Source organism: Achromobacter kerstersii (genome assembly GCF_902859595.1).
Classification (GTDB): Bacteria; Pseudomonadota; Gammaproteobacteria; order Burkholderiales; family Burkholderiaceae_B; genus Achromobacter; species Achromobacter kerstersii.
The window spans coordinates 391,767-414,854 of sequence record NZ_CADIJQ010000004.1 but is presented as its reverse complement, the minus strand read 5'-3'; the positions used below and the strand labels follow the sequence as shown (position 1 = coordinate 414,854).

19 protein-coding genes are annotated in these 23,088 nt (G+C 65.0%); 13 read left to right on the top strand and 6 right to left on the bottom strand.

The genetic code is table 11. The annotated features are described in order from the left end of the window. The first annotated feature begins 188 nt into the window (after positions 1–188). Positions 189–638 (top strand): lysozyme inhibitor LprI family protein, encoded by a 450-nt coding sequence (locus tag HV765_RS15515; RefSeq protein ID WP_254600594.1) that lies wholly within the window; start codon positions 189–191, stop codon positions 636–638. A gap of 371 nt (positions 639–1,009) precedes the next feature. Here the strand turns inward: HV765_RS15515 and HV765_RS15510 are convergent, their stop codons facing one another. The 3 genes from HV765_RS15510 to HV765_RS15500 form a co-directional block, all read right to left on the bottom strand. Continuing rightward, positions 1,010–3,403: a TonB-dependent siderophore receptor gene (locus tag HV765_RS15510; RefSeq protein ID WP_254600593.1), complete on the bottom strand. Its 2,394-nt coding sequence runs from the start codon at positions 3,401–3,403 to the stop codon at positions 1,010–1,012. Positions 3,404–3,506: 103 nt separating this feature from the next. Next, a complete protein-coding gene (locus HV765_RS15505) occupies positions 3,507–4,442 on the bottom strand; it encodes a FecR domain-containing protein (protein WP_175170248.1) in 936 nt (311 codons plus the stop codon). Further along, complete coding sequence (locus HV765_RS15500) at positions 4,439–4,948, bottom strand: sigma-70 family RNA polymerase sigma factor (RefSeq protein WP_175170247.1); 510 nt, start codon at positions 4,946–4,948, stop codon at positions 4,439–4,441. The genes HV765_RS15505 and HV765_RS15500 overlap by 4 nt, the downstream gene beginning before the upstream one ends. 271 nt (positions 4,949–5,219) lie before the next feature. Here HV765_RS15500 and HV765_RS15495 point away from each other — a divergent pair, with 271 nt between their 5' ends. From HV765_RS15495 to HV765_RS15475, 5 genes are all read left to right on the top strand, one after another. Then, positions 5,220–6,611 carry an SWIM zinc finger family protein gene (locus HV765_RS15495; RefSeq protein ID WP_175170246.1) on the top strand — a complete coding sequence of 464 codons (1,392 nt, stop codon included), beginning with the start codon at positions 5,220–5,222 and terminating at the stop codon, positions 6,609–6,611. Next, positions 6,608–9,187, top strand: coding sequence for a DUF6493 family protein (locus HV765_RS15490; RefSeq protein WP_175170245.1), 2,580 nt, complete (start codon positions 6,608–6,610; stop codon positions 9,185–9,187). The genes HV765_RS15495 and HV765_RS15490 overlap by 4 nt, the downstream gene beginning before the upstream one ends. Before the next feature lie 197 nt (positions 9,188–9,384). Beyond that, positions 9,385–9,936, top strand: a complete 552-nt coding sequence (locus HV765_RS15485) for a hypothetical protein (protein WP_054423075.1) — start codon at positions 9,385–9,387, stop codon at positions 9,934–9,936. Positions 9,937–10,017: 81 nt separating this feature from the next. Next, positions 10,018–11,415 carry an Nramp family divalent metal transporter gene (locus tag HV765_RS15480; protein ID WP_175170244.1) on the top strand — a complete coding sequence of 466 codons (1,398 nt, stop codon included), beginning with the start codon at positions 10,018–10,020 and terminating at the stop codon, positions 11,413–11,415. A 62-nt stretch (positions 11,416–11,477) separates the two neighbouring features. Continuing rightward, complete coding sequence (locus HV765_RS15475) at positions 11,478–12,458, top strand: NAD(P)H-quinone oxidoreductase (RefSeq protein ID WP_175170243.1); 981 nt, start codon at positions 11,478–11,480, stop codon at positions 12,456–12,458. Positions 12,459–12,513: 55 nt separating this feature from the next. Here the strand turns inward: HV765_RS15475 and HV765_RS15470 are convergent, their stop codons facing one another. Together HV765_RS15470 and HV765_RS15465 are read right to left on the bottom strand one after the other, a co-directional pair. Next, positions 12,514–13,155: an arylsulfatase gene (locus HV765_RS15470; RefSeq protein ID WP_175170242.1), complete on the bottom strand. Its 642-nt coding sequence runs from the start codon at positions 13,153–13,155 to the stop codon at positions 12,514–12,516. Between the two features lie 106 nt (positions 13,156–13,261). Continuing rightward, positions 13,262–13,813 (bottom strand): cytochrome b, encoded by a 552-nt coding sequence (locus HV765_RS15465; RefSeq protein WP_175170241.1) that lies wholly within the window; start codon positions 13,811–13,813, stop codon positions 13,262–13,264. A 105-nt stretch (positions 13,814–13,918) separates the two neighbouring features. Between HV765_RS15465 and HV765_RS15460 the strand changes: the two genes are divergently transcribed. The 7 genes from HV765_RS15460 (at position 13,919) to HV765_RS15430 (ending at position 22,184) form a co-directional block, all read left to right on the top strand. Beyond that, a complete protein-coding gene (locus HV765_RS15460) occupies positions 13,919–14,446 on the top strand; it encodes a hypothetical protein (RefSeq protein ID WP_175170240.1) in 528 nt (175 codons plus the stop codon). A 228-nt stretch (positions 14,447–14,674) separates the two neighbouring features. Continuing rightward, positions 14,675–15,811 carry an RNA ligase RtcB family protein gene (locus tag HV765_RS15455; RefSeq protein WP_175170239.1) on the top strand — a complete coding sequence of 379 codons (1,137 nt, stop codon included), beginning with the start codon at positions 14,675–14,677 and terminating at the stop codon, positions 15,809–15,811. Beyond that, positions 15,811–16,434: a peptide chain release factor H gene (prfH, locus tag HV765_RS15450; protein WP_175170238.1), complete on the top strand. Its 624-nt coding sequence runs from the start codon at positions 15,811–15,813 to the stop codon at positions 16,432–16,434. The genes HV765_RS15455 and prfH overlap by 1 nt, the downstream gene beginning before the upstream one ends. Positions 16,435–16,705: 271 nt before the next feature. After that, positions 16,706–17,974 carry a PepSY-associated TM helix domain-containing protein gene (locus tag HV765_RS15445; protein WP_175170237.1) on the top strand — a complete coding sequence of 423 codons (1,269 nt, stop codon included), beginning with the start codon at positions 16,706–16,708 and terminating at the stop codon, positions 17,972–17,974. 122 nt (positions 17,975–18,096) lie between these two features. Then, the gene (locus HV765_RS15440) at positions 18,097–18,606 is read left to right on the top strand and encodes a sigma-70 family RNA polymerase sigma factor (protein ID WP_054423061.1); all 510 of its coding nucleotides are present in this window, start codon (positions 18,097–18,099) and stop codon (positions 18,604–18,606) included. Beyond that, positions 18,603–19,550 (top strand): FecR domain-containing protein, encoded by a 948-nt coding sequence (locus tag HV765_RS15435; protein WP_175170236.1) that lies wholly within the window; start codon positions 18,603–18,605, stop codon positions 19,548–19,550. The genes HV765_RS15440 and HV765_RS15435 overlap by 4 nt, the downstream gene beginning before the upstream one ends. Before the next feature lie 234 nt (positions 19,551–19,784). Further along, entirely contained in the window at positions 19,785–22,184 is a 2,400-nt protein-coding gene (locus tag HV765_RS15430; RefSeq protein WP_175170235.1) for a TonB-dependent receptor, read from the top strand. A 143-nt stretch (positions 22,185–22,327) separates the two neighbouring features. Here HV765_RS15430 and HV765_RS15425 read toward each other — a convergent pair whose 3' ends face one another. Continuing rightward, positions 22,328–23,083 carry a SapC family protein gene (locus HV765_RS15425; RefSeq protein WP_054423057.1) on the bottom strand — a complete coding sequence of 252 codons (756 nt, stop codon included), beginning with the start codon at positions 23,081–23,083 and terminating at the stop codon, positions 22,328–22,330. Positions 23,084–23,088: the final 5 nt, after the last annotated feature.

Below are 23,088 nucleotides of genomic sequence, written 5' to 3'. Positions count from 1 at the left end.
GTCCAATTTCGTGTGTCACGCCTAGGGTGATATCGCTTTAAACCGGCCGTCATCGATGTAGCGCTTGAACACCTGCCACGGGTTCAAGGCATACGAGAGCCAAAAGTTGCACAACTTTTCGACAAACGGGAAAATCGTCTACTTGGTCCACCCTATCCGTGGCCGCAGACTATTCAGGAGTGAAGGACGTGCGCAACCCCGTTCTCGCGGCAATACCGACCGGCATCATGGAAGGCCGGTGCCGGCAAAGCGCTCAAGGCAAACACGCGATCCTGCATGCTGTAATTTGCGCGGTCCTCGCCAGCGCTCCTTTCCTGCAGAGCGACGCCGCCTATGCCGCCAGCTTCGACTGCAAGGCCGCGAAAACCCATGTCGAACATCTCATCTGCGCCGAACCATCGTTGTCCAAGCTGGACGATCAGGTGAAGGAGCTTTACGACAAGATTCAGGCCGAAACCGCTGGCCGTGACGGTGAAAGCGGTGAATGGCGCGATCCTGTAGCGAAAGAGCAGACGCAATGGCGCACCACTGTGCGCGACCGTTGCCCCGACGCCGCCTGCCTGAAGTCCGCCTACGTGGACCGCATCGCTGCCATGAAAAAGAACTGGGCAGAGGCGCTGGGCGCCGCAGGCAAGTAATACGCGAAGCCCTCCGGGGGGGGCGAATTTTGCTATTTAAAAGCATCCTGTGGGGGCCGAAGTAAAAGTGAGCCGCCATGCGTCCGATCGCCGGTTCGATGGCGCTGCAGTGATCTCACCAAGCCGAGATCGAAGCCGCAGGGCGGCTTGCCGATATCGCAAACTCCCAAGCTAAGTGACGCTTTCACCGCAAAATCTCAACTTAGGTGCTCACCCGATCCCAGTGCCAGAGATTGAAGGCTTCTAACCCGTTGAATTCGCTGCCATCCGGGTTTCATTTTTCGCGCAGTTCGACACCAGAAACGCTTCCCCCCGGACTCCATGCCGCCCCCGCACGAAATCCGGAGTGACTGATCAAGCTTGTTTTCTCTTCAATACTGGTACCGCATCGTCAGCATGACGCTGCGCGGCTGGCCATAGTAGTTCTGGCGCGAGCCGCCGCCGAGCTTTTCGTAGTAGACGCGGTCGAAGACGTTGTCGACGGTGAGGGTGCCGTCGAAATGCTTGTTGTAGCGGTAGCCGACCTGGGCTGAGAGGGTGGTGTAGCTGCCCTGGTCCCAGCGGACGTTGCCGGTTTGCTGGTAGAAGCCGCTGTTGTAGCGCACGCCCGCGCCGACCGAGAAGCCTTGCAACTCGGGTTGGCTGAAGTGGTAGCGGGTCCAGAGGTTGATGGCATGGCGCGGGGTGATCTGACTGTATGCCATGCCCTTGGTGGCTGCGGGGGCCTCAAGGTACTTGGTGTTGGTGTAGGCGTAGCCGGCGATGATTTCCCAGCCGGGCAGCGGGGAGCCGCTGACTTCGGTTTCGAAGCCCTGGCTGCGCACTTTGCCCGCGGCGATGGAGAAGAGCGGGTTGTCCGGATCGGTCATGGCGCGGTTGCGGTCGACGATCTGGAACAGGGCGGCGTGGGTGTTCAGGCGGCCGTCGAGCAATTCGCCTTTAAGACCAGTTTCGACTTGGCGGCCGGTGCGCGGCTGGAGGGTGGAGCCTTGGGCGTTGGTGGCCGTCTGGGGCTGGAAGATGTCGGTATAGCTGACGTAGGCCGACCATTGGGGGGTCAGATCGAGGATGAGGCCGGCGTAGGGCGAGGTGCGGGCGTCGATGCGGTCGACATTCTGGCTGAAGTCGCCGAAGTACACGTTGTCGCTGCGGGCGTCGTTTTTCCACCAGGCCAGGCGCGCGCCGACGACAAGCTTGAGCGGGTCGGCCAGTTGCAGATTGGCGCGCGTGTAAAGGCCGAATTCGCTGACGCGCCCGTCGCTGCCGTTGACCTGCTCCATGTCCGGCTTGGGCATGTTGGTGATGGGCTGATAGATGTTGGTCGGGAAGATCGCGCCACCCCCATAGGTGAACTCCTTGTGGGTGTAGCTGTAGTCGGCGCCGACGAGCAGCGAGTGTTCGCGCCCGAAGGCCTGGAAGGGCTGGTTCAGGTTGAGGTCGGCGCCGGTCGTTTTCCAGTGGTTGCGGTAGGACCAGGCGATCAGGTTGGTGTTGCCCGTGGCGGGGTCGACGGCGCGGTTGGGCCAGGTGAAGTCGCGCACGGGGGTGTCGGTGTCGCGATGAAAGACGCCGGCCTTCACGCGGCCGCCGCCATCCAGGCGATGCTCGAGGTCGGCGAAGAGTTCGGTGGTTTCTTCTTCGATGCGGTTCCAGTCGGCGCTCAGATTGGTGGAACGCCGCACGTCAAGCAGGCCGCCGTCGGCGTAGGCCGGCAGGCCGAAGGCGGGGGTGGCGCGCAAGCGCTGGTGGGTGATGCCTGCCGCCACCGTGGTGCGGGACGTCAGGTCGGCCTCGACGATGCCGTAGAGGGTCGGGCGCTGCGACTCGACGCGGTCGACGAAGGAACCGCGGTCTTCATAGGCGGCGATGAAGCGGCCGCGCACCTTGCCTTCGCTGTCTAAGGGGGTGCTCAGGTCGGCGACGGCGCGGTAGTAGTCCCAGGACCCAACGCTGGCTTGGGCGCTGAAGGCGAAATCTTGCAAGGGCCGCTTGCGCACCAGGTTGATCGAGCCGCCGGGTTCGCCGGTGCCCTGGTAGATGCCAGCGGGGCCGCGCAGGACTTCGATGCGGTCGTAGATGGCCAGGTCGAAGCCCGGCGAGAGGTTGCCAGCGCCGGCCGGGGTGGACAGGCCGTCGACCTGGAGCTTGTCCAACGAGTAGCCGCGCGAGATGAAGCCGGACATGCCGCCGCCGGAGCTGAGCGTCTCGACAGTCACGCCGGTGACATTGCGCATGGCGTCGCCCAGGCTGTTGAGGTTCTGGTCGTCAAGCTGCTGCCGCGTGATTACGGACACCGATTGCGGGATGTCTTTCAGACGCTGCAGACCCTTGCCGATCGTGACGGCTTCGGAGGTGTAGGAGCCGGTTCCTTCGCTGGTGGCGCGTTCCGCCATGCCGGTGACGGTCACGGGAGCGAGTTCGCTAATGTGGGACTCGCGGTGCAGGGCATAGCCCCCGGCGCCATCGGACACCACCCGAAAACCACTGCCGGCCAGAAGACGATCGAAGCCTTCCTGCACACCGTAGTTGCCGGTCAGGCCGGGGCTTTGGCGGCCGGCAAGCTGGGCCTGGTCGAAGACCAATTGCACACCGGCGGCGGCCGAGTAACTGGCGAGCACCGCGCTCAAGGGGCCGGCGGCGATTGCTACCGGGCGGGCCTGTGCGGTGCCCGGCAGGACCACGGCGCCGGCCACCAGGGCGCCGCACAGCGCCGACAACATCCAAAGCTTGCGCGGGCCCAACCCGGCGTGATTGCGTGCAGTCACTCTTTCGTCCTTTCTGTCATCTGGGGAAATTCGCCCGCCGAAGCGGTGTCATTTCCCTAGCCGCACGAGAAGGAAAAAGTGCTCATGCCCGACAAACTTTTTTTCACCGGGAGGCGACCGTCACCCAATAGGCGCTGCGGCGCAGCACCTTGACTGGCAGGCGGGCGGCCAGCACGCGCAGGGCCGCGTCTGTGTCGCTGACCGACAATGCGCCCGACAAGCGCAGGCCGGCGACCTCGGCGTCGCAACGCAGCACCCCGGGACGGTAGCGGCCGAGCTCGGCCACCACGTCGGCCAGACGCTCGTCGCGCACCACCAGCATGCCTTGCTCCCACGCAGTGTCGTCGGCGTTGGCGGGCAGGGGCATGTCGATGCCCGCCTCGGTAAAGCGGGCGGATTGGCCGGCGTCCAGCCGCAGCGGCTGGCCGTGACGCGGGCGGATTTCGACGGCATGCTCGAACACGGCTGCCTTGCAGGTGCGCTCGTTCAGGCGCACGCTGAAGCGCGTGCCCAGGGCCTGGACTTCGCCGTGCGGCGTCTGAACGAGCAGTGGCCGGGCCGCGTCCTTGCCGGTGGTCAGCAGCAGTTCACCGGCCAAGAGGACGAGCCGGCGCTCGGTGGCGGTGAAGCGCACGTCCACGGCGCTGCCGGTATTGAGCACAACGCGCGTGCCGTCGTCCAAGATCCAATCGCGCTGTTCGCCCGTGGCCGTGCGCAGGTCGGCCATCCAGACCGGTGCTTGGCGCCAGGTTATCCAGCCGGCCGGTAAGAGCAGCCCGCCCGTGATCAGGGCGCGCACGACCGAGCGGCGTCCGCGCGAACGCAGGACGTCGCGCCCGATGCTGGCGGGAACGCGATCGAAATGGCCCAGCACCCGTTCGGCGCGCGCCCAGGCCTGGGCATGGGCGTCGCTCTGGGCCAGCCAGCGCGCGAAAGCTTCGCGAGTATCCGCATCGGGGGTGTCGTAGCGCAGGCGGATGACCCAGTCGGCCGCCGCGTCCAGCAGGGCGCGGTCCATCGCGCCATCGGCGGCGCTCATGCCGCGACCGCCATGCAGGCCGTCAGCGCCTTGTGCAGATGGCGGCGCACGGTGATAAGCGGCTTGCCGGTGCGCGCAACGATCTCGGCTAGCGTCAGGCCCTCGAGCTGAGCCAGCAGGAAGATATCGCGCGTGACGGTAGGGAGCCGGCTCAGCATGGCGTCGATCTCGATCAGGGTCTGGATGATGATGAGGCTGGTCTCGGGCGACGGCGCCTGCGGCTCCGGCAGGTGGGCTACTGCTTCCAGGTAGGCCTCCCGCACGGCGCGGCGCCGCCAGTGGTCCACCAGCAGCCCCTTGGCGATATGGGTGATGAGGGCGCGCGGCTCCTCGCGCAGCACCGTGCCCTGGCGGCCGGTCATCAGGCGCACGAAGGTGTCCTGTGCCAGGTCGGCCGCATCGCTGGCGTCACCGACTTTGCCGCACAGCCACCCTCGCAGCCAGCCGTGATGGCGGCGGTACAGGGTTTCGATCGCGGGGAGGGTGAGCGGGTCGGGCGTGGACAAGATGCCCGCAAGTCTACCCAATAAGAATGAGAAAGACTATCAATGCGATTTTGGTGCGGCGTCTGTGCAACATAGGCAGGCTGCACAATCCCAACCCGGGAAAATGGGGACGCCCGTTATCATGTCACCCAATGAATACGCAGCGAAAAGTCTCATCGACACAGACGCCCGGCAGCAGGCGTTCGCCTCAGCCAGATCGCGCTCGGCGGCCCCTTAACGCGACGGCACAGGGTCAGCGCGGCGCCCAGCCTATAGCTAGAAGCTACGCAGCATGACGGAGCTGGCCTATGCCTATCTTGCCCCCTCCGAATTCGCCCAGCGGCAGGGCCAGGCCGACCTGAGGCTGGCTACCAGCGGCGGTCTTGCGCCGTCGGGCGCGGTGGCGCATCCCTTCTTCTTTTCCGGTTTTGTGGCGCAGCCCGCCGTGGTGGCGCAAGCGCTGCTGATGCTGGCGCGGGTGGCGCGCACGCGTTTCTATGTGCCGCCGAATACGCTGGCCGCGGTGCTGCGGGCGGCGGACCCGGTCGTGACGTCCACGCCCGAGGGCTTGCGCTTCGAGTCCTTTAGCGTGTGCTGCGGCGTGTATGCGCGCCTGGATGTGGACGCGGCGGCGCTGGACGTCACGCACTTGGCGGCGGGCGTCACCAACGTGGACGTGAATCCACCGCTGCGCCAGGCGCTGGCGGGGTTGCGCGCGTCGGAGCCCTTGCACCTGAAAGTGGGCGGTGATGCGTTGCGGGTTGCGACGGCAGAGGGCGAGATCGTCGAAGAGAAAGTCCCTTTGCCCACGCGCTGGCTCAAGGGGTTTGCCGAGACGCAGATGCTGTCTGCGGGCATGATGCCGCGTCACGAGTTGACGGGCGTGGCGTTGCGCCAGTTCGTGCAGGCACTGCCGCGTTCGTCGGCGACCAAGACGGTGATGTGGGCGACCCAGGCCGCCCGTTCCCTGCGGCTGGCGACGCAGGCGACGCCCGGCGCGGTTTGCGTTGCAGGACCGGAGCGGCTGCGCGCGCTGGAGCCGCTGCTGCGCTACGCCACGGCGTTGCGCGCCTACGGGGCGGATGTGGCGGCGGGAGGGCAGCCGCAGGCCAGCGCCTGGGTGCTGGAGCTGCCCGGGGCACGGGTCACGCTGGGGCTGAGCCCGGAGAAGGCGCGCGGCTTCTCGGGGGAGGGTTCGGTGCTGCATCTGATCGCGGGCGGGGATGCCAACGAGGACGCGGCATTCCTCTCAACGCTCCTGGCCTTCGAACCCCGCATCGATATTGCCCATCTGGCCGCGCGGGCCATGTTGCCGGAAGCGCAGATCGCGTCCGCGCTGGGCGTGCTGGCGTCGTCCGGCCAGGTGGGTTTCGATCTGGCGGCGGGCGCGTATTTCCATCGTCCGCTGCCGGTGAAGGCGGGGCTGCTCGATACGTTGCATCCGCGGCTGGCCGATGCGCGCAAGCTGTTGGCGGGCGGCGGAGTGCGGCCCGAGGGCGAGGGGCAGTACACGGTGCAGTCGGGGCAGCAGCACTACCGGGTGGCGCTGGGTGCCGAGCCGGCGCAAGACCGCTGTACCTGCCCCTGGAACGCCAAATATCAAGGCACGCGCGGGCCTTGCAAGCACACGCTTGCCGTGCGCATGTTTCTCGATCCTCTCAACGCGCCTGGAGCCGACGCATGACCCTGATGAGCCTGACCGAACGCCGCGCGGCGCTACGCGAGGCCGCTAGCGGCAGCGCGACAGACATCGCCGCCTTTGCCCGCGCGCTGGCAGGCGCGAGCGAGGAAGACCGCGCCGCGCTGGCCAAGGCCTTGCCGCCATCGCGCCTGTTCAGCGCGGAGGGGCCGACGCCCAGGGCGTGCTTCGTGTTGGCCGCGCTGGGCAAGCCCAAGCTCGTGGCGGACACACTGGCGCCGGCGGATTTGCAGCGCAAGCGTGAATATGGCGCACTCCATGGCGCGATGGCGCCAGCCGTCATCGCCGCGGGCAGCGGTCGGGACGCACCGTGGCGCGCCGCATTCATCGAGCTGTTGGCCGAGCAGTACTGGTGGGGCGAGCATCTGGTATGGCCGGTATGCCACGCGCTGGTGCAGCTGGACGGCGACGCGCCCCTGTCCGTGGCCTATCTCCGGAGTTTCGTGCAACAGGTCACCGCCATCGGCGGGGACGGGCAACTGGACGAGGACCATGGCAAGCTCATGGCCGCGCATCTGCAGGCGCACCCCGATTGGATCGAGCGCGAGTTCTGGGCCTTGTTCCGCGTCGAGGGCATGGGTGCCGATTACCTCCTCATCGAGCGTACCGGACCCGCATGGGACGCCGCTGTTCTGGCGCTTTGCCAGGACAGCCCGGCGTTCCGGCAACGCCTGCTCACGGAGTCGCTTGCGGCCCTGCTGCGAGATTTCTCGGCGAAGACCATCGCCTGGTACCTGCGCATGCACCGTTTGGCCGATCCGTCCGCGCAAGAAGTCGCGGCCAGCCCGCACACGTATTTCGCGGTGCTCGGCACGGCGCCCAGCACGGCGGTCGGCCTGGCCCAGGACATGCTCAAGCGTGCTGCGGGGCAGTTGGACGCAGACGCCATGATCGAGGCCGGGTCCGCCGTGCTGACCCGTTCGGAGAAAAAACTGGTCAAGGCCCAGCTCGGGCTGCTTGCCGCGCTAAAGACCGATGCCGAGCAGCGGGATCGCATCTCGGAGATTGTCGGCGAGGCGCTGGAAGGCATGCCGTTGGACCTCGCCGCGCTGGCGCGCAAGCTGGTGGTTCCGTCCCGCGAGACGCAGCCGGCCGATGCGAACGGCGACGCGCGCTTGAAGGATGACGCCGGAACCCGGGTGATCACGATGCCGGCGCCGCGCCGCGCGCCGCTACCAGATCTTGCCGATCAAGCGCCCGCCATTGGCGACGACGAGGAATTGCACGCGTTGATCGGGGCGCAGTTCGAGGGCGCCGGGCACGGCGCTGCGTTGCCGCGCCTCTTCGACTATTTGGCTGGCCGTCCGCAAATGCCAATGCCCGAGGCGCTGCAACGCCGCGGCGCCGAGATCATCGAGTCGGTGTGGGATGAACGCCATGCCTCGCCGCGACGCCTTCTGGCCGCCGCGCTGCTGGGCAGGGATGACGTCAGTTTCAAGGGCTATGCCCGCTTCGTGGCAGTCAGCGCGGGCAAGCCGGACCCCGTTGGCGTGGCACTGCAGGACCACGCGTTCACCAGTAGCGAATACGACGTGGAGACTGGCAACTGGGAAATCACGGAGACGGGGACTTCCCGCTGGGGCTACCAATACGTGCCGACCCATTCGCCGCTGGCCTTGCTGGCCGGCGCCTTTCACGACCTGCGGTCGAGCCGGGCGCAGGGCAAGCCGTTCAGTCCGCCGGCGGCAGTCTCGGGGCAGCGTTTCGTGTGGGAGCGAGTGCTTGCCGCGCCGGGCGAGGGCACGTTCTCGCGCGACCTTGACGTGTTGGGAGAGGGACCCAAGCCGTTCTGGATCGCGACGGGCGCCGCCAGAGAGGCCGACGCCTCTGCCTCGCCGGCCCTGGATGTCACCGCTGTGTCCGCCGAATTCACCTTCCGCGCCCAAGAGGCGCGGGAGCAGGATGGCTACGACCAGGTCGTGCAATGGGCGGCCTGGCTGCTGCGGTCCAACCCCGACACGCTGGCCGCGCATTTTCATCCGATGTTGTGCGCGGCGGTGCAGGTGATCAATGTGCGCGGCCTGGGGCCATTGCTGACGGCGTTGGGCGCGTCCCGGCTGGTACCGGGTGCGCCCGTGTACTCGGCCTTGGCGCTGGCCGCTTCGGCGAAGATGTCCGAGCATCGCGCCCAGGCGGCAGAGGCGATTGCGCGGCTGGCCGATTCCGGCTTGCTCGATCCCGCGCCGTTCGCCGCACAGATCGCGGCGCATCTGGCGCAGGGCTTCGCGTTGGCCGGACGTTTGGCGCAAACCCTGGCCGACGCCGCGTCCATCAGCGCGCTCGCCGGCTGCCGAGTGCTTCAGACGTTGGCGGCGCTGCTGCCGCAGATGTTCGATGTCGAGGGCAAGCCACCGGCCCAGGCCGGCAAGCTCATCGAACTTGCCGTGCGCCTGTCCAATGACTACGGTATGCCAGTCGCTTTGCCCGCCACGCTGGCGGCGCGGCGCAAGGGCGCGTCTGTGCTTGCGGTGAACTTGCGCAGCCTGGAAGCCGTCGTGCCGCGTGTGACGCCTTTGGCCGAAGCCGCCGCTGCCGCCGCGCAGCAGACGCACGAGGCATAGCCACTCGCGACTGAAAACTACGCTTTGGTATGACCTTTCCGGTCGGTTCCGCATACCAAGAGATAACTGGTTGAAGGCTTGATTCAGGCCGATAGTGAGGCCTCATTCAACGACGTCAGCAGCAGGTGCGAGCGTGTTGATGAGTTCATCAGCCGCCACTTGAGCAGCGGCCTAATCGCCTACCAGGAAATCTGATCATGTCCGACATCATCATCACTGAAAAGCAGCTGTCTTCTTCCGCTTACAGCGCAGTCATCAACGCTCCGATCGAAAAGGTCGACATCGCCGACTGGCTGTTCAACCTGCCCGAGGCCGAGTATCAGCGCTGCTGCGCGCCTGACCATATCTCGGCAGGCGCCACGACTACCGATGATGGCAAGCGTATGTCGATCAATGTCGAGATGATTGGCAAGACCCTGATGGTTCAACATTACGTCGCCGAAGTGGCAACGCCTACGCTGTGCAAGATGGTCTCTACCTCGGACGCGTTCACCCCCAATGGCCGCACGCGGGTGCAAGTGATCTGGACGCTGAGCGTGAAGAAAATTGACGACAACACCTGCGAATACACCAATAGCGTGGTGGCGCACCCGACGCAGGAATTTCTGAACTTCATCGAACTGCATGGCACGCCGTTCCAGGACGCCGCCGACGCGCGTCAGCGAGACGGCGGCGACCATAACAGCCGCGAGACGCCGCTGTTTGCCGCCAGCATCGAACGTCGCGCGTTGGCGGCGAGCGCGGCTTGAGCAACCTGATGGGGCAGGACGCGTGGCGGGCGTAGCGCCGCCGCGCCCGCCCGATGCTGTCTGCATGAACAGGAGACTGCTGTGCCCGGACAGGAACAGCTGAATGTGGCGCCAGGCGGCAGCGCGGCCGCCATGGCCGGCGTGCGTGGCCGGGATCTTGTGGGGCGCGGTGTGGCCACGCTCAAGCGATCACGCAGGTTTCTTGGCCCGGCGCTGCTGGTGAGCGTGGGCTATATGGACCCGGGCAACTGGGGGACCGACCTGCAGGCGGGCGCGCAGTACCGGTACGCGCTGCTGTGGGTGGTGGCGTTGGCCGGCGCGATGGCAATTGTGCTGCAGTTGCTGGCAGCGCGTCTGGGTATCGTCACCGGCAAGAACCTGGCCCAGGCGTGTCGCGACTGGTATCCCAAATGGTGCTGCATGCCGCTGTGGATATTCTGCGAGATCGCGATTGGCGCGTGTGACCTGGCCGAGGTGCTCGGCTCCGCCGTCGCCATCAATCTCTTGTTCGGCACGCCGATCCTGATGGCGGTGATGTTCACCGCCGCCGACGTGCTCCTCTTGCTCATTCTGCAGAAAAGCGGAATGCGCGCCATTGAACGCGTGGTCGTTGTGTTGGTGCTCACCATCGCAGGTGCGTTCTTTATCGAACTCTTCGTGCTTCCCGGCACCAGCCTGAATTTGCATGAGATGGGCGCGGCGCTCGTGCACCCTTCGCTGGCCAGCGCGGGCATGGCGAGCATCGCGGTCGCGATCATCGGCGCCACGGTGATGCCCCACAACCTGTATTTGCACTCGGCGTTGGTGCAGCGTTCTGAAGCGGACCCTGCCGGCGGTAAGGCATCGGCCAAAGTGGCGTTGCGGTTGAACGCCGTGTCGACGGTGGCATCGCTGACGATGGCGTGCCTGGTCAACGCCGCGATCCTGCTCTTGGCGGCCAAGGTCTTTCATGGCCGCAGCGACATTCTCGTGAACGGCCGACGCTTCGTTCTGGGGGATGACACCGACTGGCTCCAGCTTGCGTACCTGACGTTCACGCCCGCGCTGGGCACAGCGGTGGCGAGCCTGATCTTTGCGGTGGCGCTGCTGGCGTCGGGGCAGTCGAGCACGATCACGGGCACCCTGGCTGGCCAGGTCGTGATGGAAGGTTTCACGCACTGGCGGCTAACCCCGTGGAAGCGCCGGCTCATTACACGTTCGCTGGCCATCGTGCCTGCGGTCATCATTATCGGTTTGCGCGGAGACAGCAGTGTCAACGACCTGCTGATTCTGAGCCAAGTCGTATTGGCGCTGCAATTGCCGTTCGCGATGTTTCCCTTGCTGCATTTCGTGACCGCACGCCGCCTGATGGGCAACTGGCCCACGCCGTGGAGCTTGCTGGTGCTGGGCTGGTGCTCGGCGTTGGCGATCACTGTGTTCGATATTGTGGGTTTGCCCGGCAGTGTCGCGGATGCGGCGCGTATCGTGTTCGGACACTAGCCGCTATTCATACCGCCTTGGCGATGGTCGCCGGGGCGCTCTACAACCTGATGGAGATGGCCATGAAAGCCATTGATTTTGATAGTTTCGGTTCCGCTGATGTGCTGCATTGCGTGGATGCGCCCGATCCCGTGCTGCGGCCGCATGATCTGTTGGTGAAGGTTCACGCGGCTGGCGTGAACCGTGCGGATCTGCTGCTGCGCACGGGCCATTACGGCCGCCCGGACTTTGGTGATTCCCATCTGATGGGCCTGGAAGCCGCAGGCGAGGTGGTCGCGGCAGGCGCCGAGGTGCAGGGCTATCAGGCCGGTGACCGCGTGATGGCCATCACCGGCGGCGGCGCGTACGCCGACTATGCCCGCGTCGACTATCGCATGGCGATGCCGATTCCCGCGGGGTTGGACTACGTGCACGCCGCCGCCGTGCCAGAAGTCTTTGTGACCGCGCACGAGGCGCTGATGCATCTTGGGCGGCTTCAGCCCGGCGAAGCCGTTCTGATTCACGCTGCGGCGGGCGGTGTGGGGTCAGCCGCTGTGCAACTGGCGCACGCGGTGGGCGCCAAGGTATTGGCATCGACGACCGCAGAGAAGGCTGCCCGGCTACGCGCATTGGGCGCGGACGTGGTGATCGACTACCGGTCAGAGGACTTTCATGATGTGGTCACGCGTGAGACCGCGGGCGCCGGTGTGGATGTGATTGTGGATTTCGTTGGCGCGCCGAATTTCGCCCGCAATATCCGATCGATGAATTTTGGCGGACGCTTGGTCCAGGTCGGGCTGCTGGCAGGCGGAGCAGGCGCGGAGATTGATCTGCAGACCGTTCTATACCGTCATCTGCAGATCATGGGGACGGTGATGAAGTCGCGTCCGCAATCGGTGAAGCACGCCATGGTGGCTCGCTTTCGCGACCGCTGGCTGGACGACTTGGGCGCTGGGCGTCTTACGCCGGTCATCGACAGCACGTTCCCGATGGCGCAAGCCGCAGACGCGCATCGCCGTATGGAAACCAACCAGAGCTTCGGCAAACTCATTCTGACGAATTGAACCCGCCTGCCGCGTGGCCGTCGCAAGGGGAGGCGGGGCGGGTTGAGCATCCGCTTCAGAACGACGAGTGGATGCCGACCGCGCGCAGCGCCGCCTGTGCGCCGTGTATCGGCCGGCATTCCTCTCCCACCAATGCACTGGCGCCTGCCATCCAGGGGTGCGCATAGGCCACGACATCAAAGCCCTGAGCATGCGCGTCACGTGCGGCTTGAGCGCATGCCGCCATGCACTCAGCATAATTGCCTTCCTGATAGAGCGCCCAGGCGCCGTGGATCAGTTTGACGGTCACGCGAGCACCGGTCGTGGCCGCGTAGCGCCCGAAGAGCGCCTGATTCGGCGCCACGGTGGATTCGACCGCACAGAGTACGGCGATGTTGTTTCCTGCGCGCGAAGCCGCTTCCGCCAGGGCCGTGTCGGCCCGGATGATGGGAACCGTGGATGATTCCAGGGTGTCGATCGCGGGGCCCAGCGTCGCACACGTCACGATGATTGCATCGGCCTCGGCCGCCAAGCCCTGCAGCGTCTGGTGGATCAGGGTGTGTGCATCGCCGCCTGCGCCTGGCGGGTGCGCCATGGCCTGCCGAAGATCTTCGCGCACGGTATGGCGCATACGTTCTGGGGGGCAGCCGGCTTGCTCAGCTTCGTGTCCGAAGACCGCTACGCTGCTTGCCATCGTGTGCAAGAACGAGATTCGCATTTGAACAATCCTCTCAAGTAAATAGTCGAGAGGGATTGTTCTATTGGCCCCGTTCGGCAGCAAGACCATTGGTGATGCTGGTATCCGTACTACCCCTTGCGACGTGTCAGCGCCGTCCGGGCAGCATGCGAACCAGCGTGTTGTCGCGAAGAATATAGTGATGCAGCAGCGCTGCGGCGGCATGCAAGCCCACCAGGAAGTAGCCGACCGTCGCCAACGTTTCGTGCAGTTCCTTCACCTGGTCCGCCAGGGCTTTGTCGGCGCCCACCAAGGCGGGCACGTTCAGGCCAAACAGCGGAATCGGCTTGCCGGCTGCGCTGAGCGTCAGCCAGCCCAAAATCGGGGTGGCGATCATGAATGCATACAGTGCGTAGTGCATCAGCCGCGCAAGAATGTCTTGCCATCGCGGCATAGGGGGACGGACAGCGGGCGCATTGCCTGCGGCCATTCGGATTGCGAGCCGCAGGACGACAAGTCCGATCACGCATAGCCCAAGCGAGAAATGCAGCGCTTTGATGTTGTTGTACAAATCGCTGCCTTTCGTGGCCAGCCCGCGCAATTCCATACAGGCGTAGACCAACGCCAGAACCACGAGCATGAGCCAGTGCATGGCAATGACCAGGCCTGCATACTGCTTGTCGGAATTCTTGATGGACATGGCTTTTCCTTTCTTTATCGCCCGCGGCCGATGGTTGGCATCGATGCCGGGCCGGTTCTCAGAATACTGCGCGAATGCGCCCTGTGAGTCACCTGATCTCTGTGCATGCACCGCGATCAGGTGGTTCACGGGGGTGAAGCATATGCCCCCAACTCTGAACCCATGATGAACGAGCCGCGGCGGGGCAAACGTCAATCCCTGCCAAGCAAGGCGCACGGCGAGATGCAGGACAAGGCGCATGGCAAGACGCGCGGCAAGACGCACGGCAAGAAGCAGGACAAGACGTATGACAAGACGCAGGACAAGACGCACGGCAAGCCAGCCAGCGAAGACCTCATCGGGGATGTGCGGGTGTCGCGAATTTCCGACACCCTGTTGTTTGTTGATGGATTTTTTAATTCCCATCGATACCGCTCACAAGAACCGATGATAAAGTGCTCGCACTCGGCAATATGCGCCATGCGCAGCAAAAAATCATTGCCCTGGATCAAACCCATTCGCAGCCGCAGCCGATCATTGCGTCCCACGCAAACCCCAACGGTATCCGCTTCGGCCCGCCCAAATAACAACCGTACTGCACAGGAGGAAATCATCATGCAAAAACAAACTTCCCGCCTTGCAGGCCGCGCCTAGTCAGACCGAATTCTTCCTTCTGTAAACCCTACAGAACGCATTCGCAGTATCTCGGCCCGGACCTGTCACACAGGGTCTTTCCGCAAGCATCGCCCGCGCACACGCATCCTGCATGGATGCACGTTGCGTGCGCGTCTGCCCGCCGCGCCACGCCTGTACACCGGGCATGGCGGCGCGTGGACGCCTGCGATGCAAGCAAGCCCTTTCTTGACCTGATCTGGAATTTCCATGGGCAATTGCATTCAACAATTGTCCGAGAGCGTGACACTCATCGCCTCGGACGACACGTGGATCGAAGGCAACGCGATCCAACAACTACACACCACTTCCAAGCTTGCCGGCATGCGCCGCGTGGCGGGCTTGCCTGATTTGCATCCCGGCCGGGGGTATCCGGTAGGCGCCTCGTTTTTCTCTGTGGGGCGCCTGTATCCCGCGTTGATTGGCGGGGATATCGGCTGCGGCATGGCGCTGTGGTCCACCAACCTTGCCGCTGGCAAGGTGGCGGTCGACAAGCTTGAGAAGCGGCTGGGCAATATCGATGGTCCGCTGGACGCATCGTGGCAGACGCTGGTGTCGCAGCTGGCACCGGCGGGCGTGGGCTTTGGCCAGGCCTTGGGCACGATCGGCGGCGGCAATCATTTTGCCGAGCTGCAACGCATCGACGAAATTTATGACCCGCACGCGCTCGCCGCGACGCCGTTTAACGCCAAGCAGCTGGTGCTGCTGGTGCACAGCGGTTCACGCGGACTGGGCCGGGCCATTCTTGAGGAACACGTTCAGCGTCATGGCCATCACGGTCTGGCGGACGATAGCGCCGACTGCCAGGACTATCTGGCGCAGCACGACGGCGCGTTACAGTTTGCGCGCGCCAACCGGCAATTGATTGCGCGCCGCATCCTGAGCCGCTTGGGCGCAACCGGCGAAGCGCTGCTGGATGTGGATCACAATCTGGTTACGCCCGCGCGGGTCCAGGGTGAGCAGGGCTGGCTGCACCGCAAGGGCGCCACGCCGGCGGATGCGGGCATGGTCGTCATCCCGGGTTCGCGTGGGGATTTCAGCTATCTGGTGCAGCCTGAACCCAGCGAGGCCAGTTTGTTTTCGTTGGCGCATGGAGCAGGGCGCAAGTGGATGCGCAGCGAGTGCAAAGACCGGTTGGTCAAGCGCTACACGCCGGCGCAACTGACCAGGACCAAGCTGGGCAATCATGTTGTCTGCCAAGACAAGGCGCTGATCTACGAAGAAGCGCCCGAGGCGTACAAGCCAGTGGACAGCATCGTCGCCAGTCTTGCCGAGGCGGGCTTGGTGAAGGTGCTGGCAAAGCTGCGTCCGGTGTTGACCTACAAGACGCGCGGAGGCTGCTGCTGATGGAGCTATTACAGTTATCCGCCGCGCACGGTCCTGACGAGTGCTGCCTGGCGGTGGCCAAGGCCTTGGGCTTTCTGTTGCGCGAAGCGCGGGCGCGCAGCGTGTGCGCCGATGTTCTGGAAAGCGAAGCCGGAAGCCGGCCAGGCACGTTGCGTTCCGTGTTGTTAAGCCTGGACGGCGACGGCGCTGACGCGCTCGCGGCCGCCTGGGAAGGGTCGATCCAGTGGATCTGCCCAAGCCCCTACCGGCCTGGGCATTTGCGCAAGAACTGGTTCATCGGCGCTTCGCGTTGCGAGGCGCCCGCCACGAACGTGTCAGGTGACATCCGGTTTGAAGCGACGCGGGCGTCAGGCCCGGGCGGCCAGCACGTCAACAAAACCGAATCGGCGGTGCGCGCGACCCATGTCGCGACCGGCATTTCGGTGAAGGTCCAGACAGAGCGCAGCCAGCATGCCAACAAGCGCATCGCCGTGCTGCTGATTGCGCATCGGCTGGCCAACCGTGAGCAGGATCTGCGGGCGGCCCAGCGCGCGCAGCGCCGGCAATTCCATCACGAGGTCGAACGCGGCAGCCCGGGGCGCGTGTTCAAGGGGGAAGGGTTCGAGCTCGTAAAGGGAAGGTGAAAAAGAACGTGTGAGAAGGGTATGTGAGGCGGGCATGTGAGGCGGGCATGTGAAGCGGCATGTGAGGCGGCATGTGAGGCGGGCATGTGAAGCGGCATCTGAAGCGGGCTGTGAAGCGGGCTGTGGCGTAGCGGCATTGGCGTGGCCGAAGCGGCCCGCACCGGCCGCTTCTCCCGTGAACGCGTCACGCCCTGGCATCTTTTTTCGTCTCGTCCGGTGTACCTGATAAGGCCCCTGCACATTCGCAGGCGGCCAGTCATCGGGTGCAAGAATGAAAGCCGCTTCAGCCTCCACCAGCCCACGCTCCGCCGTTGCATCGGCCAGCGCCTCCAAGCGGAAATGGTGGTTTTCCGTGCATAGTTGGGCGGGGTTGAAGCTCAGCCTGTTGATGGCCTTCATCTGCATGACGGGCACCTTGGCGGTCATCGCCACCGAGCTCGACTGGCTGGTGCAGCCGGCGATGCGGGTCGAGCCTGCATCGCGCCACGCCAGTTGGGGCGACATGGCCGAGGCCGCTCAGGCGGCGTACCCGGGCTGGACGCTGTTATCAATCACCGCGCCCCATGCCTCCCGCTTTGCTGCGCAGGCCCTGATGCGCACGCCGCAGGGCAAGCAGCGCTTCGTCTGGATCGATCCCTATCGGGCTGTTGTCACCGGCGACACGTCGTGGTTCAGCATCCAGCGTTGGCTGCGCAATACGCACCGGCACCTGTTTTTGCCCACGCGTTATGGCGTGCCGTTGGTGTCGGCGCTGTCGATTCCATTGACCGTGCTGGTCGTGACCGGCCTGGTCATCTACAAACGCTGGTGGCGCGGCTTTCTGGCGTGGCCACGGCGCGGAAAACGCCGGCTGATGTGGGGCGATGTGCATCGGCTGCTGGCCGTATGGAGCCTGTGGTTCGCCGTGGTCATTGCCGTGTCGGGGTTGTGGTATTTGATCGAATCGTTGGGCGGCCATGCCCCACCGCTGCCGGCGATCACCACCAAAGACGCGCCGCGCGCCGCGTCGCCATTCAACGCGCAATCGCTGGATTCGGCTATTGCCCGAATTCGCCAGCAATGGCCGGAACTTGAAATCAGAGTCTTGCGGCTGGAGGCTGGCGGGCGGGCAGGGCAGGTGGAAGGGCAGACACCAGCCTGGCTGGTCCGGGATCGCGCCAATGCCATCCGCCTGCCGCTGGAACAGGGCGAGTCCGCGCGCCGCAGCGCAGCCGACCTGAGCGTGCACCAGCGCATTTCGGAACTGGCCGATCCCATTCATTTCGGTTCGTTTGGCCCTTGGCCGGTGCGCGTCATCTGGTTCCTGTTCGGCGCGGCGTTGACAGCGCTGTGCCTGACAGGCGCTTATCTATATGGACTGCGCATTGCGGGCGGCAGCGCAACGGCCAGGGCAAAGGCCGGGCATGGCGGTGAACCCGCCACGCCTGCGCGTGAGGCGTGGACCGGCATGCGGCCGTGGCGATGGCTGTGGCTGGCGCTGTTGCTCTTGTCGCAGGGGTTATTTGTGTGCGAGGCGATGGGCTGGGTCAGTCTGTTCTGATGATTCGGGCGGACGCCAGGCTGAAGATGATGCAAGAGACGGGCGCGATTCCAGCAGTAGATTCCAGTATTATTAACAGAACTCATTATCACTAAGATCTTCTGCTGGCAGTTCCTGGTCCCATGTCCCAAACCTGCGCGCCTCGTCCCCTGGCCCTGAGCGGTCTCTACGCTGATCATCACAAATGGCTATACGGTTGGCTCCGTAAACGTCTGGGCAACGCATGGGACGCCGCGGACCTGGCCCATGACACGTTTCTGCGCGTTTATTCCAGCAATCGCTCCCTGGAAATGCCGGAGCCCCGCGCTTTTCTCACCCACGTCGCCAAAGGCCTGGTCGTCGATTTATGGCGGCACCGCAATGTCGAGCAGGCCTATGCCGATTCGGTGGCGACGCTGCCCCCCGAAACCGCGCCGTCGCCAGAGACGCGCGCGCTGATCCTCGAGGCGCTGTATTGCATCGACCGGATGTTGGACGCCATGCCGGGGCGGGTGCGCAATGTCTTCCTGCTGGCGCAGCTTGATGGGCTGACGTATGCCGAGATCGCCGCCGAAACCGGCTTGTCGGTGCGTACCGTCAATCGCCACATGCAACACGCGTATCTGGCTTGCCTGACGGCGATAGACGCATGACGTCCGCGCACGTCCCCGACGCGCTGCTGGCTGAAGCGGCCGGTTGGATGGCCCGATTGCACGATGCGCCCAATGATGAAGCCTGCTTGCGGGCGTTGTCCCGTTGGATCGCTTGCAGCCCCGCGCACGCGCAGGCGTGGGCGCGTGCCGAGCGCGTGATGGGAACCTTCGGCCAAGTGCCGCCGGCCATGCGTGCTCAGGCGCTGCAAGGGCTGGCCAAGCCAGATCGCCGGCGCCTGGCTGCGCGGCTGCTGTGCCTGACGGCCGTGGCGCCCATCGCCTATCTGGCGTGGCGCACGCAACAAGCGGATCTGGAAAGCGGCACCGGCCAGATCCGCCAGACCACGCTGGCGGACGGGACGGCGCTGACGCTCGATACCGCCACGCGAGTGGATGTGCGTTATTCGGATACCGAGCGATTGCTGTGGCTGCGGGCCGGCCGCATCTTCGTGTCAACGGCCCCGGACGCCGCGCCGCGCGCGCGCCCCTTCCTGGTTCAGACGCCCGTGGGCATGGTGCAGGCCATTGGCACGCAGTTCACGGTCAGCCTTCAAGCAGACAGCGCTCAGGTCAAGGTCTATGACGGCGCGGTGATGGTGCGGCCCAGGGATGGCGCGGGCAGCCAGGTCGTGCGCGCCGGCCGGCAGGTGCGCTTTGACGCCGCCACCGTGGCGCCCGACGCGGCATTGTCCGAGGCCGAACCCGCGTGGAAGCGGGGCGTGCTGACCGCGGACGACTTGCGGCTGGCCGACTGGACGCAGGCCATGGCGCGGTACCGGCCAGGCATCATGCGGTGCGCCAGCGACATCGCAGACCTGCGCGTCGTCGGTTCGTTTTCGCTGCAAGACACCGACGCCAGCCTGGCGCTGCTGGCGCGGACCTTGCCGGTGCGCATCGCATTTCGCACACGGTATTGGGTGGAAATCCAGGCGCGCAACGCCTAGCGGACCGGCGCGGGTGGCCTGCCACGCAGGGTGGCATTGCAGGATTGCGTCGCAGCATGGCATCACAGCATGGCATCACAGCATGGCATCACACGGTGTGCATCACAGGCAGGGTGGCATGTTTTCCGGCGTCGAACGGTGTACAGGATATAGGCCTTGAAACCGCATCGGGATCAGGCTGAGTTCCGATCCGAAACCGTTTCTTTGAACATCTACTCTCGCGGCGCCGTCCTCATGTCCCAGTCCAGTCATTCCGTCGTCCGTGCGACTGCGGTGCTTTGTCTTTCCGTTCTGTTGCCCGTTGCCGGTGCAGCGCAGGCGCAGGGGCAGCAGCAACCCGCCGCCACCTCATCTGCAACGCGCGACTATCGCGTTCCGGCCGGCACGCTGGGGTCGGTGCTTGCCCAGTTTGCCACCCAGTCCGGCGTGCGTTTGTCGTTTGCGGGCGCCATGGTGGAAGGCATGCAATCGCCGGGCTTGAGCGGCAGCTACACGGTGGACGCAGGCTTTGCCGCGTTGCTGTCCGGAACCGGGCTGACCGCGGTTCGCGCGGGCGCCAATGCCTACACCTTGTCCGCCGCATCCGCGCCCGTCGCGCAAATGGAAGCCGTGACCGTCACTGCCGCGTACTCGGGCGCGCTGATGCCGGCGTTCGCGGGCGGCCAAGTCGCAAGCGGCGCAAGCCTAGGCATGCTGGGCGAAAAAGGCATCATGGATACGCCCTTTTCGGTCAGTGCCTACACCAGCGCGCTGATGCAGCAACAGCAGGCGCAAAGCGTGGCCGATGTCGTGTCCAACGACGCGTCGGTGCAGAACACCAACCCCAGGACCAGCCGCTTCGACCAGTTCTCCATTCGGGGCTTTCCGGTCTTGAATAGCGACATCGCGTTGAACGGCTTGTACAGCGTCTTGCCGACTTATGCGCTGGCGGTGGAAAGCCTGGAGCGCGTCGAAGTGCTGAAAGGCCCCAACGCCCTGCTTAACGGCATGGCGCCGTCGGGCGGCGTGGGCGGCGCCATCAACGTGGTGCCCAAGCGGGCGGAAGACACCCCGACGCGGCAGGTCACGGCCAGCTATGGCACGCATGACGTGGCGGGCGGCCATGTCGACCTGGGTCAACGTTTTGGAGACAAGGGCGAACTCGGCATCCGCATCAACGGCGCCTACAAGGGCGGCGACACGGGCGTCGGGTCGCAGCACATGACGCGTGGCCTGATGACATTGGGCATGGACTATCGCGGCGAGCGCACGCGCTGGTCCGCCGATATCGGCCATCAAGACCGCAAGGTCGACGCGCCGCAGGAACGCGTGGGCGTGGCGGCGGGCGTACCGGTGCCGGACGCGGGGCGGGTCGATCGTGGATACGCACCCGACTGGACGTATGCCAATTCACGCGACAGCTACATCGCCTTGCGCGCCGAGCATGATGTCACGGACCAGACCATGGTTTATGGCGCATTCGGCGCACGCCAGGGCGATTACAAGTTTCTGCGCCTGAATGTCACGGCGCGCGATGCTGCCGGAAACTTCTCGGGCAGCCCCAGCTATTTCCTGCGCGATGAAGAGGTCCGCACTGGTGAAATCGGCGCACGAACGCGCTTTGCAACCGGCGCCGTGTCGCACGCGGTATCGCTGAGCGCCACGCAATTCGACAAGACGTTCGGCAATCTCAGCTATGACTTCGCCACGGTTCGATCCAACATCTATGCCCCGCTTGCAACGACCGCGCCGTCCGTGGCGGGATTGAGCACCGCCATTCCGAAGTCTGGCGAATCGCGCCTGACCAGCTTTGCGCTGGCCGACACGCTGTCGGTGTGGGACGAGCGGCTGCAACTGACGGTGGGCGCGCGCTCGCAGCGCGTGGTCACCGATCAATACGATGAAGACGGAAATCGAACCAGCCGATACGACAAACGCAAAGTCACGCCCGCCATCGCCTTGCTGGGCAAGCCGTCGCAGCATGTGTCGGTCTACGCCAACTACATCGAAGGCCTGAGCGAAGGGCCGACCGCGCCCCTTACCGCGGTGAACGCCAATGAGGTGTTTGCGCCGATCAAGTCCGAACAGGTCGAGGCCGGCGTGAAGGTCGAATACGGCGACGTGGGCGCAACGTTCAGCGCCTTCCAGATCCGCCGCCCCAGCGGGCTCACGGACCCGGCCACAGGTATCTATTCGGTCAACGGCATGCAGCGCAATCGCGGGCTGGAGTTCAACGTGTTCGGAGAACCCGTCAACAACGTGCGCGTGCTGGCGGGCGTGATGTTTCTGAATGGCCGGTTGACGAAAACCGGCAATGCGCTCACCGAGGGCAACGTCGCGCCCGGCTCGCCGCGCTACAGCATGAACCTTGGCGTGGAATGGGACACGCCATTTCTGGCCGGCCTGACCATGTCGGCGCGCGCCCTGCGCACGACGTCGCAATACCTGGACGCCGCGAACCGTCAGGAGATCCCCAGCTGGACTCGCGTTGACGTGGGCGCACGCTATGCGTTTCGCGCGGGCAAAAACCCGGTCACCTTGCGCGCCACCGTCGAGAACGTCTTCAACAAAGCGTACTGGGCCTCCGCGTCCTCCAACGGCCTGACGATTGGTGCGCCACGCACGGTCCTGCTGTCGGCCACGGTGGATTTTTAACGGCGGCTCGTATCACGCGTCACGCGTTCGGCAATAAAAAAAGGCGCCGATTGCGTCGGCGCCTAAAGGCCTCGAAAAAAAAACTTTCCGAGTGGGCGGGGGCAAGCCGGTGCGGTGACCGGCCTTGCCGCGCTGCCAGGAAATCACGCCTCGGCGGATTCCTCAGCCACCGCCACCGGCTGCACTTGGTTGATCAGGGCAGGCCACGTGTTGATCGACAGCAGGTGGCAATAGACCAGCGGCAGCCAGCCGTTGGCGCGCCAGCGCAGGAACTCTTCATCCGACAGCTTGTTGAACTTGGCTTCGTCGATCACCTTGAAGCCGGACATGGCCAGGCGCTGGCCGTCGGGCAGGGTGATGTCGGCGCGGTTCTCGATCAGCAGGTCGGCAGCGGCCAGGGCTTGCGCGAACTCCATCGTGTAGGCGTGCTGGTTCTGGTAGTCGCGGCAGAATTCCAGGGCGCTGCGGGCCAGGTCGGTGGGCTCGCCGGCGTCGTCGAAGAACGGGTTGTCGCGGCCTTCCACCACGGACGCGGCCTTCTCGTCCACGCACAGCGTGAACTGGCTGCGGTCTTCGTTCTCCATGAAGATGAACGGGTAGCGGCGCACGTAGGCCGGGATGTAGGTGCCGGCGCGCCATTGGCCGTCGGCGTCGACGAACAGGTTTTCCTGGCCGCGTACGCCCAGCACCGCGACGGGCGTGGGTTGCTCACCGTCGGTGAAGACGATGGGGAAGTGACGGCAAGCCGTGGGCAGCTCGGTGGCCACCAGCGGCACGGCGTTGGTGTTGGCGGCATAGGCAAAGCCCGTGTTGCCGGCCAGCGACAGGTTGGCGTGCACGCCGGCAGCCAGAGGACGGGGTTGTTCGTAGAACAGGGGAAGCGAAGTCTGCGTAGTCATGGTGT

Coding starts and splice junctions, on each gene's coding strand:
- HV765_RS15505 (WP_175170248.1), bottom strand. CDS start 4,442: ATGAGCGCCGCCGATGGCGCGATGGACCGCGCCCTGCTGGACGCGGCG.
- HV765_RS15495 (WP_175170246.1), top strand. CDS start 5,220: ATGACGGAGCTGGCCTATGCCTATCTTGCCCCCTCCGAATTCGCCCAG.
- HV765_RS15490 (WP_175170245.1), top strand. CDS start 6,608: ATGACCCTGATGAGCCTGACCGAACGCCGCGCGGCGCTACGCGAGGCC.
- HV765_RS15485 (WP_054423075.1), top strand. CDS start 9,385: ATGTCCGACATCATCATCACTGAAAAGCAGCTGTCTTCTTCCGCTTAC.
- HV765_RS15475 (WP_175170243.1), top strand. CDS start 11,478: ATGAAAGCCATTGATTTTGATAGTTTCGGTTCCGCTGATGTGCTGCAT.
- HV765_RS15470 (WP_175170242.1), bottom strand. CDS start 13,155: ATGCGAATCTCGTTCTTGCACACGATGGCAAGCAGCGTAGCGGTCTTC.
- HV765_RS15465 (WP_175170241.1), bottom strand. CDS start 13,813: ATGTCCATCAAGAATTCCGACAAGCAGTATGCAGGCCTGGTCATTGCC.
- HV765_RS15460 (WP_175170240.1), top strand. CDS start 13,919: ATGCACCGCGATCAGGTGGTTCACGGGGGTGAAGCATATGCCCCCAAC.
- HV765_RS15455 (WP_175170239.1), top strand. CDS start 14,675: ATGGGCAATTGCATTCAACAATTGTCCGAGAGCGTGACACTCATCGCC.
- prfH (WP_175170238.1), top strand. CDS start 15,811: ATGGAGCTATTACAGTTATCCGCCGCGCACGGTCCTGACGAGTGCTGC.
- HV765_RS15445 (WP_175170237.1), top strand. CDS start 16,706: ATGAAAGCCGCTTCAGCCTCCACCAGCCCACGCTCCGCCGTTGCATCG.
- HV765_RS15440 (WP_054423061.1), top strand. CDS start 18,097: ATGTCCCAAACCTGCGCGCCTCGTCCCCTGGCCCTGAGCGGTCTCTAC.
- HV765_RS15435 (WP_175170236.1), top strand. CDS start 18,603: ATGACGTCCGCGCACGTCCCCGACGCGCTGCTGGCTGAAGCGGCCGGT.
- HV765_RS15430 (WP_175170235.1), top strand. CDS start 19,785: ATGTCCCAGTCCAGTCATTCCGTCGTCCGTGCGACTGCGGTGCTTTGT.
- HV765_RS15425 (WP_054423057.1), bottom strand. CDS start 23,083: ATGACTACGCAGACTTCGCTTCCCCTGTTCTACGAACAACCCCGTCCT.